General features: G+C 69.1%; 16 protein-coding genes and 1 pseudogene. 11 read left to right on the forward strand and 6 right to left on the reverse strand.

Annotated features, from left to right (window positions below; genetic code table 11):
• The first annotated feature begins 140 nt into the window (after window positions 1-140).
• The 3 genes from A5695_RS28290 to A5695_RS04985 all read left to right on the forward strand — a co-directional run bounded on the left by A5695_RS28290 (window position 141) and on the right by A5695_RS04985 (window position 2,265).
• A complete protein-coding gene (locus A5695_RS28290) occupies window positions 141-542 on the forward strand; it encodes a hypothetical protein (protein WP_068079062.1) in 402 nt (133 codons plus the stop codon).
• A gap of 184 nt (window positions 543-726) precedes the next feature.
• The gene (locus A5695_RS04980; RefSeq protein ID WP_068078911.1) at window positions 727-1,890 is read left to right on the forward strand and encodes an LLM class flavin-dependent oxidoreductase; all 1,164 of its coding nucleotides are present in this window, start codon (window positions 727-729) and stop codon (window positions 1,888-1,890) included.
• A 63-nt stretch (window positions 1,891-1,953) separates the two neighbouring features.
• Window positions 1,954-2,265 (forward strand): hypothetical protein, encoded by a 312-nt coding sequence (locus A5695_RS04985; RefSeq protein ID WP_068078913.1) that lies wholly within the window; start codon window positions 1,954-1,956, stop codon window positions 2,263-2,265.
• Window positions 2,266-2,287: 22 nt separating this feature from the next.
• On the opposite strand, the gene A5695_RS04990 is transcribed toward A5695_RS04985, so the two are convergent.
• Window positions 2,288-2,755, reverse strand: coding sequence for an SRPBCC family protein (locus A5695_RS04990; RefSeq protein WP_068078915.1), 468 nt, complete (start codon window positions 2,753-2,755; stop codon window positions 2,288-2,290).
• Window positions 2,756-2,884: 129 nt separating this feature from the next.
• On the opposite strand from A5695_RS04990, the gene A5695_RS30005 reads away from it, so the two are divergent.
• The 4 genes from A5695_RS30005 to A5695_RS05005 all read left to right on the forward strand — a co-directional run bounded on the left by A5695_RS30005 (window position 2,885) and on the right by A5695_RS05005 (window position 6,625).
• Entirely contained in the window at window positions 2,885-3,010 is a 126-nt protein-coding gene (locus A5695_RS30005) for a hypothetical protein (RefSeq protein ID WP_255398588.1), read from the forward strand.
• A gap of 97 nt (window positions 3,011-3,107) precedes the next feature.
• The gene (locus A5695_RS04995; RefSeq protein ID WP_068078917.1) at window positions 3,108-4,973 is read left to right on the forward strand and encodes a fatty acyl-AMP ligase; all 1,866 of its coding nucleotides are present in this window, start codon (window positions 3,108-3,110) and stop codon (window positions 4,971-4,973) included.
• Between the two features lie 222 nt (window positions 4,974-5,195).
• Entirely contained in the window at window positions 5,196-5,855 is a 660-nt protein-coding gene (locus tag A5695_RS05000) for a hypothetical protein (protein WP_068078919.1), read from the forward strand.
• On the forward strand, window positions 5,852-6,625 hold the full coding sequence (locus A5695_RS05005; protein ID WP_068078921.1) for a YqjF family protein: 774 nt from the start codon (window positions 5,852-5,854) through the stop codon (window positions 6,623-6,625). The genes A5695_RS05000 and A5695_RS05005 overlap by 4 nt, the downstream gene beginning before the upstream one ends.
• A 1-nt stretch (window position 6,626) precedes the next feature.
• Here the strand turns inward: A5695_RS05005 and A5695_RS05010 are convergent, their stop codons facing one another.
• Window positions 6,627-7,397 carry an SDR family oxidoreductase gene (locus A5695_RS05010; RefSeq protein WP_068078923.1) on the reverse strand — a complete coding sequence of 257 codons (771 nt, stop codon included), beginning with the start codon at window positions 7,395-7,397 and terminating at the stop codon, window positions 6,627-6,629.
• 58 nt (window positions 7,398-7,455) lie between these two features.
• Between A5695_RS05010 and A5695_RS05015 the strand changes: the two genes are divergently transcribed.
• On the forward strand, window positions 7,456-7,929 hold the full coding sequence (locus tag A5695_RS05015; RefSeq protein ID WP_068078925.1) for a nuclear transport factor 2 family protein: 474 nt from the start codon (window positions 7,456-7,458) through the stop codon (window positions 7,927-7,929).
• A gap of 161 nt (window positions 7,930-8,090) precedes the next feature.
• Here the strand turns inward: A5695_RS05015 and A5695_RS05020 are convergent, their stop codons facing one another.
• Both A5695_RS05020 and A5695_RS05025 read right to left on the reverse strand, forming a co-directional pair.
• Complete coding sequence (locus tag A5695_RS05020) at window positions 8,091-8,828, reverse strand: DJ-1/PfpI family protein (RefSeq protein WP_068078927.1); 738 nt, start codon at window positions 8,826-8,828, stop codon at window positions 8,091-8,093.
• An 18-nt stretch (window positions 8,829-8,846) separates the two neighbouring features.
• On the reverse strand, window positions 8,847-9,797 hold the full coding sequence (locus A5695_RS05025) for a GlxA family transcriptional regulator (protein WP_068078930.1): 951 nt from the start codon (window positions 9,795-9,797) through the stop codon (window positions 8,847-8,849).
• A 111-nt stretch (window positions 9,798-9,908) separates the two neighbouring features.
• Between A5695_RS05025 and tpx the strand changes: the two genes are divergently transcribed.
• Together tpx and A5695_RS05035 are read left to right on the forward strand one after the other, a co-directional pair.
• A complete protein-coding gene (tpx, locus tag A5695_RS05030) occupies window positions 9,909-10,403 on the forward strand; it encodes a thiol peroxidase (protein ID WP_068078932.1) in 495 nt (164 codons plus the stop codon).
• Window positions 10,404-10,562: 159 nt separating this feature from the next.
• The gene (locus A5695_RS05035) at window positions 10,563-10,874 is read left to right on the forward strand and encodes a DUF4333 domain-containing protein (protein ID WP_082945856.1); all 312 of its coding nucleotides are present in this window, start codon (window positions 10,563-10,565) and stop codon (window positions 10,872-10,874) included.
• A 69-nt stretch (window positions 10,875-10,943) separates the two neighbouring features.
• Here the strand turns inward: A5695_RS05035 and A5695_RS30170 are convergent.
• Window positions 10,944-11,105 (reverse strand): annotated as a pseudogene (locus tag A5695_RS30170) (nitronate monooxygenase); the annotation flags it as partial.
• A 7-nt stretch (window positions 11,106-11,112) separates the two neighbouring features.
• Entirely contained in the window at window positions 11,113-11,493 is a 381-nt protein-coding gene (locus A5695_RS05040; protein ID WP_068078936.1) for an NYN domain-containing protein, read from the reverse strand.
• A 140-nt stretch (window positions 11,494-11,633) separates the two neighbouring features.
• On the opposite strand from A5695_RS05040, the gene A5695_RS05045 reads away from it, so the two are divergent.
• Window positions 11,634-12,818: an acyl-CoA dehydrogenase family protein gene (locus A5695_RS05045; protein WP_068079065.1), complete on the forward strand. Its 1,185-nt coding sequence runs from the start codon at window positions 11,634-11,636 to the stop codon at window positions 12,816-12,818.
• The last annotated feature ends 7 nt before the right edge of the window (window positions 12,819-12,825 follow it).

Raw genomic sequence — 12,825 nt, forward strand, 5'->3', positions numbered from 1 at the left:
ATGGCCCATCCCGGTGATGGGCCATCGGCATTTCCGGGCTTCGAAGCCTCTGTGCCGCATCCAGTTTGCCAGGGCGCGCACCGGGGTAAGGAGAAGTGGACCAGGTGCACGTGGTGCAAGTGGGGATTGGGGACTTCGAGATGAGATCTGCAGCCAGAAACTCGGTCGCGCTCTTCGGCGGTGCGGCCATGCTCGTGCTCGCGGTCGGATGCGGCGGCGGCAACAAGGCGCCTAACAGCAGCACCACCACCACGCCGACGACCACCCCGTCGTCCACCGTGGCCCCGTCCACCCCCGGCGGAGGCGGCGGCACCACTGGCGGCCCCACGGGCGGCGGAGGACCCGGCGGCGGTAGCGGTGGCGTCCCCGGCGGCCCCACGGGCGGTGGCGGACCCGGCGGCGGTGGCGGTGGCGTCCCCGGCGGCCCCACGGGCGGTGGCGGACCCGGCGGCGGTGGCGGCAGCATCCCCGGTGTCGGGGGTGGCGGCGGCGGCCCGGGCGGCGGCGGCGGTTGCATCGGCAACGTCTGCGGCGGCTACTGACATCTCGCCGAACCGACGCCGACCAAACCACAACACAGACTTGCTGCCCTAGTCGGCGGGGCTGGGATCACCCGGCCCCGCCGGCTGAGAATCTCTCGCCCACCGAGCGTTGTCGCGCGACGGCCTAGGCCGGGCTCCGCATACGAGTTATGGTTCTGGCCAACTCGGTTGCAAGGGGACTTCGATGACGAAGCTCAGGTTCGGATATTTCATCGCGCCGTTTCATCGGGCGGGCACCAACCCGACGCTCGCGCTGCAGCGCGACCTCGCCTTCATCGAGCACCTCGACACCCTCGGCTTCGACGAAGTGTGGCTGGGCGAACACCACTCGGCGGGTAGTGAGATCATCAGCTCGCCGGAGGTCTTCATCGCCGCGGCGGCCGAGCGTGCCAAGCGCATCCGCTTTGGCACCGGGGTCATCTCGCTCTCGTACCACAACCCGCTGTGGGTCGCCGACCGGCTGATGCTGCTGGATCACCTCACCCACGGCAGGATCATCGGCGGTGTGGGTCCCGGCTCGCTGCCCAGCGACTCGTCGATGATCGGGCTCACCCCGACCGACACGCGCGAGCTGCTCGAAACGAACCTCGACATCGTCGTCCGCCTGCTCGCGGGCGAAACGGTGAGCGCCAAGACGGCCACGCACCAACTGTTCGACGCCAAGCTGCAGCTCGCCCCCTATTCGGACGGCGGGATCCCGCTGTCGGTGGCCGCGGTCGCGTCGCCAACGGGCGCACGGTTGGCCGGCAAGCATGGCATCGGCCTGCTGTCCATCGGCGCGACGCTGACCGTCGAGGGTTTCAACGCGCTGTCCTATCACTGGGGCATCGTCGAGGAGCGCGCGGCGGCCTTCGGCACGCAGGTCGACCGCAAGAATTGGAGCCTGGTCGGCCTGTTCCACCTTGCCGAAACGGAGCAGCAGGCGCGCGACGAGGTCAAGTTCGGCATCGAGCCGTGGTTCCGCTACTTCCAGAAGGTGGCCGCCTTCCCGCAGATGACGATGCCCGGTGAGCAGCTCGACGAGATGATCGACGTCATCAACGACAACGGGGCGGGCGTGATCGGCACGCCGGAGCGGGCGCGGGCCCAGGTGCAGCGGCTGTGGGATCAATCCGGCGGATTCGGCTGCATGCTGCAGATGGGCCACGAGTGGGCGAGCCCGGCCGCCACCAGGCGGTCCGCGGAACTGTTCGCCGCCGAAGTCATGCCGCATTTCCAGGGGCAGGCGCAGCCGACGTTGGATGCCGCCGCCCGTGCTGGACAGGCCCGGGACAGCCTCGCGCAATCTCAGTTGGATGCGGTCGCGCACATGACCAAGAAGTATCAGGACGAGGTCGCCGCCAAGTAGCTTCATATTCCGGCGATAGCCGCTGCCCAGCTGGCGGCTAGGGTCTCGGCGCACAACCGTGGGATGACCACCACCACCCGCCGCCCCAGGCGGCGGATTGCGCGGCTTTCCTTCGCGGCCGCCGCGGCCGTCGCCCTGCTGACCCTGTTCGGCGCGGCGCAAGCATCGGCGCGCCCGACCTTCCAACAGGCACCGCCCAACCTTTCCGGCGGGAGCGGTTTCGCCGCCGACGACGGCGACGACGAGGCCCAACTGCAGCAGCAGCTGCAGCAGTCCATGCAGCAGGCCGAACAGCAAAACGAACTGGCGCAGCAGCAGTTCGAACAGAGCATGCAGCAGGCTCAGCTCGACGAGCAGCAGGCCAACAACCCGTAGCGCCGGCCTTTGACGCCCGCGGCTAGCGCTGGACGTTCGACTCGCGCTCGGCGGTCTCCACCAGCCGCCGCACGAAGAACCGGATCGCGCCACTCATCGCGGCCCGCAGCACCGGACCCGTCCCGGAAACGCCCTCCACGAACGAGCCGGCCCAGCGGATATCGGTGCCGCCGGCCGGGTTTGGCGTCAGGACCACCTCGCCGACGTAGTCCTTGATCGGGCTCGACGGCGTGATGAGCTTGTAGACGTGCCGCCGGTCCGGCTCGTATTCGACGGTTTCCTCCTGCACGAGCAGCGGCCACATCCCAAGCTTGCGGACCGCCCCGACTCCGCCCGGCGCGGGATCACCCTGTCGCACCCAACTCGAGTGGACGATGATGGGCTTGGCCCACTTCGACCAGTTCGCGCCGTCGGCCACGAGGCGGAACAGCGTCGCGGCGGGCGCGGTGCTGGTACGGGTGGCCTCGAACGAATACGTCCTGCCTGACATGACCCACTCCCTGCGAATCGGTCGCCGGCCCTGCTGGCCGCTCGCGCGTAGGCTACCGCTCGCGCCGCACCCGCGAGGGGCGGGGTTCGGCGACGGTAAGGCCGTCGGCTACGAGGATCACGACGGGTCGTGGGCTGGATTCGTCAGGCTTTCCAGGTCAGCAAGGACCGGTCGACGTCGCTGGCAATCAGCTGCGACACCGACAAGCAAGACCCCGAGACGCTCGCGGACGCGCTGGCAAAGCGCTGCATGTAGCTGGCGGATTCGGTTCGCGGACAACGTCCTTCGCGCACGACGTGCCGATGATCACGTTCGCGGCACGACGGGTTTGCCGCTGCCTACAGTGGGGTCCATGGAGTTCGGTTCCGGGCGGAATGCCGGCGGTGTCCCCGGCCTGCTCAAGATCGAGGATTGCCTGGACGCCGAGGGCAACATCATGCCGCCGCCGGACGTCACGCTGATTTCCCTCATCGACCGCAACATCGCCAACGTCGGTGACGCCGTCGCGTACCGCTTCCTGGACTACAACCGCTCACCCGACGGGGCGGCGGAAGAGGTGACGTGGAGCCAGTTCGGCGTGCGACTGGAAGCGATCGGCGCGCGCGTCCAGGAGGCCGCCGGCCATGGCGAGCGGGTCGCCGTCCTGGCGCCTCAGAGCCTGGACTATGTGATGGGCTTCTACGCGGCGATCAAGGCCGGCACCATTGCGGTGCCCTTGTTCGCGCCCGAGTTGCCGGGCCACGCCGAACGTCTGGACACGGCCCTGCGCGATTCGCGGCCGACGGCCGTGTTGACGACGGCGGCGGCCAAGGGAGCGGTCGAGGACTTTCTGAGCGCCCTCCCGCAGCTGCAGCGGCCACGGGTCATCGTCATCGACGAGATACCCGACTCGGCGCGGGAATCGTTCACTCCCACCGAACTGCGCCACGACGACGTCTCCCATTTGCAGTACACGTCGGGTTCGACGCGGCCCCCGGTCGGCGTCGAGATCACGCACCGGGCGGTGGGCACCAACCTCGTCCAGATGATCCTTTCGATCGACCTGCTGGACCGCAACACCCACGGGGTGAGCTGGCTGCCGCTCTACCACGACATGGGCCTGTCGATGATCGGCTTCCCGGCGGTGTACGGGGGACATTCCACGCTGATGTCGCCCACGGCGTTCGTGCGGAGGCCGCAGCGCTGGATCAAAGCCCTGTCGGATGAGGCGGGGCGGGCGGTCACCGCGGCGCCGAACTTTGCCTACGAATGGACCGCCCAACGGGGGGTGCCCGCGCCGGGTGATGCGGTCGACCTGAGCAACGTGGTGCTGATCATCGGATCCGAACCGGTCAGCGTCGACGCGATCAGCGCCTTCAACAAGGCGTTCGCCCCTTATGGCCTACCGCCGACGGCCTTCAAGCCCTCCTACGGCATCGCCGAGGCAACGCTGTTCGTCGCGACGATCGCGCCCGAGGCGGTCGCGACGCCGGCCTATTTCGACCGCGAGGAGCTGGGCGCCGGTCGCGCGGTGCGGGTGGCGGCCGACGCCCCGGAGGCCGTCGCGCAGGTGTCCTGCGGCCAGGTGGGCCGCAGTGAGTGGGCGGTCATCGTCGACCCGGACAGCGGCGCCGAACTGCCCGACGGTCGTGTCGGTGAGATCTGGGTGCAGGGCAACAACGTCGGGCGCGGCTATTGGGGGCTGCCCGACGACACTCGCCGAGCGTTCGGCGGACGGCTGCGCTCGCGGTTGGCCGAGGGCAGCCACGCGGCGGGATCGGCCGTCGAGGGCGCGTGGCTGCGGACCGGGGACCTGGGCACATTTCTCGACGGCGAGCTGTACGTCACCGGCCGGATCGCCGACATGGTCACCGTCGCCGGCCGCAACCACTACCCGCAACACATCGAGGCCACCGCCGCCGAAGCGTCGCCGATCGTCCGGCGTGGATACGTAACGGCTTTCGCCGTGCCCGCAGGGGACTCCGATCACCAGTTGGTGATCGTCGCCGAGCGGGCGACGGGCACCAGCCGGGCCGATCCGCAGCCGGCCATCGAGGCCATCCGGGCCACCGTTCTGCGCCGCCACGGGCTGCGGGTCGCCGACGTGTGTTTCCTGCCGGCCGGCGCCATCCCGCGCACGACCAGCGGCAAACTGGCCCGCCGGGCCTGCCGCGCCCAGTACCTGAGCGGCGGCCTGGGCCACACTGATTCGGGTGGACGGCATGGAAAACGGCCCTGACCCGGTCGGCTGACTTAGTCTCGGTTCGGAGGCAGGACGATGATTTTCAACTTTGCGTTGCGGCAGGCCGTGTTTCACGACGTCCTCGGCGTACGCCCACAGACGTAACCATTCCGGCCCCGGCGCCGCCGAGGGCGGGCCCTACGCCGGAAAACCGCCCTGGAGTGCGTAGGGCCCACGTTCGGCAGCATGTCGGTCGGCCGCGGGTGGCATCCTGGCCGTGTGGGTTTGCTCATCCGGCTGGCGGAGCTGTTGATCGTGATCCTGCCCTTAGTGGGCGCTGCCGTCGCCGTGGTCCGCTCGTTCGGCGCCAACCGGCGCGCGGCCGAGCGACCGCCAACCGCCGACCGGGCGGAAACGCCGCCGGACGCCGGCGACAATCACGTCGCGCAGTGGCGGTCGCTGCGCCGAGTCCTCGAGGAGCACAGCCGCACCGATGCGCGATGGCTCGACTATGAACTCGACGTCGCAAGGCTTCTGGATTTCCCGCTCATGACCGACATGCGCGATCCGCTGACGGTCGCCTTCCACAAGGCCAAGCTGCGGGCCGATTTCCTGCGGCCGGTCAAAGCCGAAGACCTACTCGACGACCGGGAAGCCGCCGCGCAATACCGCGCCGCCGTTGAGGATTACGTGACCGCCTTCAACGCCGCGGAGACGGAAGCGAAGCGCAGGCGGCGCAGCGACTTCTCGCGCGCGGACCAGCAGCGCATCGCGCGCGGCCAGAACCTGCTGCGCGTGGCGTCGGACCCCGCCGCGGCGGCACAGGAACGCCGGCGCGCCTACGAGTTGGCGCGCCAGGAACTCGAGGGCCTCGTCGTCTTGCCGGCCACCACGCAAGCCGCTATCGAGCGCAGGGTCGTCGGGGAGCTGGAGGGATGACCGCGAAGCCCGACCCGCCGGTCGCCGAACCCGGCGGGGACCCGCCCCTCGCGGGATTTGCGGTCAGACCGCCGCCGCTTCGCGGCCCCGTCACCTTCGATCAGCGTTGGCGTGACCTGACCTTCATCCATTGGCCGGTCCGGCCGGACACCGTCGAAACGATGTTTCCGCCCGGCACCCGCCCCGACGTCTTCTCCGATGGGATGACCTACGTCGGGCTGATCCCCTTCGTCATGGACAGCACTAAAGTTGGCTCCTCAGTTCCTCTTCCGTACTTCGGCAGCTTCCCGGAGACCAACGTGCGGCTCTATTCCGTCGACAATTCCGGCCGGCACGGCGTGCTGTTCCGGTCGCTGGAAACGGCTCGGCTGGCGGTCGTGCCCGTCGTCCGGTCCGGCCTCGGCGTGCCCTACACGTGGGCGAGAATGCGGACCAGCCGACACGGCGACCGCATCACGTACCACAGCGTGCGCCGGTGGCCCCGGCGCGGCCTGCGCAGCAGCGTCGAGATCACCGTCGGCGCCCCGGTGGACCCGACGCCGCTGGAGGTTTGGCTCACCGCCCGGTGGGGCGCACACACCCGCACGGCGGGCCGAACCTGGTGGATACCGAATGAGCACGAACCCTGGCCGTTGCGGGCGGCCGACATCGTCGTGCTGGACGACGAGCTGGTGGCGGCCAGCATGGTGCGGCCCGCCGGCGAGCGCCTGCGCGCGCTCTTCTCGCCGGGTGTGCGCACCCGTTTCGGCCGTCGCGTCGTTGTCGGATGAGCTATGGGCAGGTGTATCCGCCGTCGATGACGAGGTCGGATCCAGTCATGTAGCTGGAGGCCTCGCCGGCCAGGTAGAGGTAGAGGCCGGTGAGTTCCTCGGGGCGGCCGATCCGGCCGAGCGGGATCTTCGGCTCCCACAGCCGGTGATATTCGGTCATCGGCTCCACGAGCTCGGTGAGGATGTAGCCAGGGCTGACGCTGTTGACCCGGATGTTGTGCGGCGCCAACTCCACGGCCATGGCCTTGGTCAGGTGGATCACCGCGGCTTTCGACGTGCAGTAGTGACCCACCTGCTGCGGGATGTTGATGATATGGCCGGACATCGAGGCCGTGGTGATGATGCTGCCGCCGAGCCCCTGCCGGACCATCGCCCTGGCCGCCGCCTGGGCGGTGAGGAAAACGCCTGTGACGTTGGTGCTTTGGATGCGTTCGAACTCTTCCGGGGACATGTCCAGCATTCCAGTCACGGTGATGATGCCGGCGTTGCAGACGGCGATGTCGACCCCACCCAACTCCGCGGTCATCCGGTCCAGCATCGCGGTCACCTGGTCGGGCTGGGTCACGTCGCAGGGGATGGGCACCACCTTGCCCTCGCCGTCCGCCGCGATCTCGCGGGCCACCTCCGCCAGACCCTCGGCGCGGCGCGCGGCAATCGCCACGTCGGCACCGGCCTGCAGATACGCCTGCGCCACCTTCTTCCCGATACCGCTGGATGCCCCGGTGACCAACGCCCGTTTGCCGCGCAGATCAAACAACTTCAAGACGTTCATGCGAGATCCCTATTCAGACGAGCGACCTATAACCGAAACACGTTCTAGTGTGTCCGCCATGGGCAAATTCACCAGGGCAGAGATCGAGCAAGCGCTCGAGAACTACACGCGGGTGGTGGAGGGGTGCAGCGCCTCGGGCGACTGGCGCCCGTTCGCCGATCTCTTCACCGAGGATGTCGTCTACACCGAGCATCACTACGGAGTGTTTCACGGCCGCGAAGCGGTGCGGGACTGGATCATCGCCGTCATGGCGCCGTTCCCGCACATGCGATTTCCGTCCGACTGGACTGCCTACGACGAGGACCACGACGCGGTGGTGGTGATGATCAAGAACCTGCTCGACCACCCGACGGATCCTCAGGGTGAGCCCTTCTGGTTTCCGAACTGGACCCGGCTGGTCTACGCCGGCAACGGATTGTTCTCCAGCGAGGAGGACATCTACAACCCCAACCGAGACGCGCCCGGGGTTGTGACGGCGTGGCTGCAGGCGGGGGGACAGCTCGCGTCCGACGAGATCCTGCAGCCGGGCTAGTGGTGATCGCAAGCGCGGCGAAGCCGGGCGCCGCGGGTCACCACCACCGGGCTAGTGGTGATCGCAAGCGCGGCGAAGCCGGGCGCCGCGGGTCACCACCATCGGGCTAGTGGTGATCGCAAGCGCGGCGAAGCCGGGCGCCGCGGGTCACCACCATCGGGCTAGCTCGTCACGGGGTGTCGCATCCGCCGCCGCGACCGGACGGCCGCCAGCGCCTGCTCCCACGCCAGCATCGTGGTGGCCTTCAGATTGGCCGGCTTGACACTGTCCCGGGACAGCAGCGCGGTGGCGGCCGCCTTGGTGGCCGTCGACGCCTTCGACAGATGGCCGGAGTCGAAAGGCGGCTGCGGGTCGTATTCGATCGCCAGCTGGATCGCCCTGGCGCGGCCCTCGCCGGCGATCTCCCCGGCCAGCCAGAGCGCCAGGTCGAGTCCCGCTGATACCCCCGCACACGTGACGACATTGCCCTGGTGCACGATCCGCTCGTCGCCCACCGGCACCGCGCCGAACGCCTTCAACGCCGGAACGGTCAGCCAGTGCGACGTCGCGCGGCGGCCCTCGAGGAGGCCGGCGGCCGCCAGAATCACCGATCCCGAGCACACCGACGTCATCCAGGCGGCGTTTCGATGCGCCCGGCGCAGCCAGTCCAGCAGCGCCTCGTCGCGCGCATGCACCGGGGTCGACGGGCCGCCCGGGACGAGAACCACGTCGGGCGAGGGCGTTTCGGCCAGCGAGTGGGTGGCGCCAATGACCAGGACGCCGGAGTCGGCGGTGATCGGTCCCGCCTCGTGCCAGACGAACCGCACCTCGGCGTCCGGCAGGTTGCGCAGCACCTCGTACGGGCCAATCATGTCGAGCGCGGTGAAGCCCGGATAGCTCACGATCGCTATTTGGGTCATGGGTGTTCGTCCTTCCTCTTAGGCGAAAGCCTTGCGGTATTGGTCCGGCGGAATGCCGACCCGACGAAGGAAGTTGCGCCGCATGGTCTCCGCGGTGCCGAAGCCGCACCGGGTGGCGATGGCAACGACGGTGTCGTCGGTCTCCTCCAACTGCCGGCGCGCGGCTTCGGTGCGAATCCGCTCGACGTACTGGCCCGGCGCCTCGCCGACCTCGGCGGTGAACACGCGGGTGAAGTGCCGGGGGCTCATCGCCGCGCGACGGGCCAGCTCGTCGATGCTGTGCTCACCGCCTGGCTCGCCCTCGATCGCCTCCTGCACCGCGCGGATCGAGTTGCGTTTGGCCCGCGGCATCCACACCGGCGCCGCGAACTGTGTCTGCCCGCCGGGGCGGCGCAGATACAGCACCAGCCAGCGCGCGACGGTCTGCGCGACCTCGGTGCCGTGGTCGTCCTCCACCAGCGAGAGCGCCAGGTCGATGCCCGCGGTGACACCCGCGGCGGTCCAGACGGTCTCCGAGCTGCGGACGAAGATCGGATCCGGGTCGACGTCGATCGCGGGAAACTCGCGGGCCAGCCGTCCGGCGAAAGCCCAGTGGGTGGTCACCCGGTGCCCGTCCAGTAGCCCCGCCTCGGCCGCAAGGAACGCGCCCGTGCAGACCGTGACCACGCGGCGGGCGGTCGCGGCGACGGCCCTGATCCAGCCGATCAGCTCGGCGTCGGATCGCGCGGCGTCGACACCGCCGCCGCCGGGCAGCACCACGGTGTCGACGGGCTCGCGCGGGTCCGGCAGCGACGTCGCGGCGAAGGCCAGCCCCGTCGGCGTGGTGATCGCCTGGCCGCCGATGGAGGCCAGCGCGACCTCGTACGCGCCGCCGGTGAGCAGCGATGCGCCGGTGAAGACCTCGTGCGGTCCCACCACGTCGAGCGCCTGCACGCCGGGGAAACCGGCGATGACCACCCTGCGAGTCATGGACTTCAGTGTTCGGCACAACCCCTACGTCGTCTACGCCGTGCACCCCACCAATTAGGACACGGGGACCTGACCCACAGGGGCCGCGGCGGGCTTGGCAGACTGTGCGGCATGGCACAGATAACGTTGCGTGGAAACCCGATCAACACCGTCGGCGAGCTGCCTTCCGTCGGATCTCCGGCGCCGGCCTTCAGCCTGACGGGCAGCGACCTGGCGGAGGTCAGTAGCGGCCAGCTCAGCGGTAAGTCCTTGGTACTCAACATTTTCCCGTCGGTGGACACACCGGTGTGCGCGACCAGCGTCCGGACGTTCAACGAGCGTGCCGCGGCCGGCGGCGCCACGGTGGTGTGCGTGTCCAAGGACCTGCCGTTCGCGTTCGCCCGGTTCTGCGGGGCGGAGGGCATCGACAACGTCAAGACGGGTTCGGCGTTCCGCAGCAGCTTCGGTGAGGACTACGGCGTCACCATCAGCGACGGCCCGATGGCCGGTCTGCTGGCCCGCGCCATCGTGGTCGTCGGCGCCGACGGCAAGGTCGCTTACACCGAGTTGGTGCCGGAGATCGGCCAGGAGCCCAACTACGACGCGGCGCTGGCCGCGGCCGGCTGACCCCAGCTAAGCCCGTCCTCGGCGGACGGCCGCGCCCCTCGGGTGTTTGCGATGTCGCGGTGTTCGCCGTCCTGAGCTGTTCCGTCGCGCTTGTGCGTGTTAGCCTGACCGTTCCGCCGGACGAGCGGTGGAACGGGCGACGGCAAAGGAGTACCGGCGATGGACGGCGGCAAGGTCGGTGTTATCGCGGGGGTGCTGGTGGGGATGGTGAGCTTGCAGCTCGCCGGGTGCGGCACGAAGTCGACGGTCAAGCCCGACGGCGCGGCGCAATCCGTCGTCGACGTCGTCTCGAGCCAAACCGGGTTCCACCCGGCGGACGTGAGCTGCCCCTCCGGCATCGAGGCCAAAGTGGGCCAGGAGTTCGACTGTCACTTCACCGGCCCGGAGGGCAAGCGTTACACCGCGCACATGCGCGTCACCAAAGTCGAGGGCGAACAGGTGGTCTTCGACGTCAAGAGCCGTCCGAGCTAGGCTTCCGCGGCCCTAGCCGATCCGCGGTGGCGCCAGCACTTCGCGGCATCCCGCCCAACACCGCTCGATGATGTCGGCATCCAGGGCTTGCGGGCCGCGGACCAGGGTGCCCACCACGCGAACGGCGGTGATGCCCGCATCGTGGAGCTAGCCGGTGAACAATGCGGGATCGCCCGCCGAGGTGGTGACGAAGCGAATGTCGTTGGCCACCACGAGGTCACGGTGGCCGGGTCGGTGCTCATGAGTCCCTCGGGTCGATGAGGTCACGAAAGCCGGCGGCGGGCTGCACGGAAGCGCCGAGGCTCAGCACGCGTTCGCTCAACCCCCTGTCCGACGTCACCACCCGTACGTCGTGCGGTCGGGGGTCGGCCTGCACGCGGCGGACGATTTCGTCGTCGGCCGAGTTGGCGGCCGCCCTGGGCGCATAGGCGATTTCGACCAGGGATGAGGGGATGGCCGTCGAGGGCGGCCGCTCGAACACGACCGTCACGTCGTCCTCCCGACCGGCGGCCCACCGGTCGAGGCTGGCGACCAATGCGGCCATGGCGCGGCCGCGGTCCTTCCACCAACCGTCCGGGCGACTCCCGATCACGTTCATGCCGTCCACGATCCACCGCACGCCCTAACGGTAGGGCGGCATTTCCCCGCGACGCTCGTGGACCCGCTCTGCGGGACCCGCGAATCCATTCTTTTCATCGCTGAGCGGTTGGTACGGTCACCGATATCGGGCTGATGCCGTCGCAACGATGGGACAGGTGGATGACGTCGATGGCCGACACCGAGGATCGGGTGGTCTCGCTGGCCCGCGGCATGCGGGAGCTGGTGCTCTCCGAGGCCGCCGAATCCGAACGGGCGCGCACGCTGACCCCGGCCATCGTCGATGAGATGTGGGCGACCGGGCTGCTGTCCGCCTTCAACCCGGCCGAGGCCGGCGGGGTCGAGCCGTCATTCACCGAGATGATCGAGACGTGGATCGAAATGGCCTGGCAGGACGGTTCTTTCGGTTGGGTGGGCATCGCCAACCTGCCCTCTTCGTTCGCCGCTGCAGCGTACCTGCCCGACGAGGGATTCGCGGAGGTGTTCACCGCACACAACAACCGTGTGACGATGGGCGGCCAATTCTTTCCCAACGGGCAGGGGGCCGCCGTCGACGGCGGCTACCTGGTCAGCGGGTCGTGGAATTTCGGCTCCGGCATCGGCCACTCCCAGTACGTCGCCGCGGGGTTCCTGCCGATGGACCACGGTGAAATGCGCTGGATCAGTGAGGGCTTCCCCGAAATGCGCGTCGCCGTGATTCCTCGTGAGCAGATCAGCTTCAACGACGGCTGGTTTGTGCAGGGGCTCAAGGGGACTGGGTCCTACGACTACAGCGCACACGAGGTTTTCGTGCCGGCGAGCCGCACCTTCGAGCTCTTCGTGCGCCAGCCGCACCGAGGGAGATCCCCGGCCACCCGGATGGGACTGATGCCGGTCACCGCCGCCGGCCACGCCTCGTGGGCGCTCGGCGTCGCCAAGAGCATGCTGGACGACGTTCAAGAGCTAGCGGCGACGAAGTTCCGGATGAGCGACATGGCGTCGCTGGCCAGCCGCCCGACCTTCCAGAAAGGGCTGGCACACCATCGCGCGGCGTGGCGCGCCGCGCGTCTGCTGGTGCTCGACGCGTTCACCACCGCGGAGGCCGCGGTCGCGGCGGGGGAGGACCTGACTCCGACCCTGCGCGCGGACATGCGGGTCGCGGCGGTCTATGCGACCGACACCGCCCGCGGTTGCGCCGAGTGGGCCCATCTGGCCGCGGGCACCAGTTCGATCCGGGAGGGTAGCCGGCTCGAGCGTGCCTTCCGCGACATCTACACCGGCACGCAGCACGCCTTCGTCAGTGAGAAAGTGGCCATCGACGTCGCGCAGATATGGCTCGGCATCATCGAGGACCAGCCGGGGCTGTGAGTGGCTG

This window comes from Mycobacterium sp. E1747 (assembly GCF_001667775.1).
In the GTDB taxonomy this organism is placed as follows: domain Bacteria; phylum Actinomycetota; class Actinomycetes; order Mycobacteriales; family Mycobacteriaceae; genus Mycobacterium.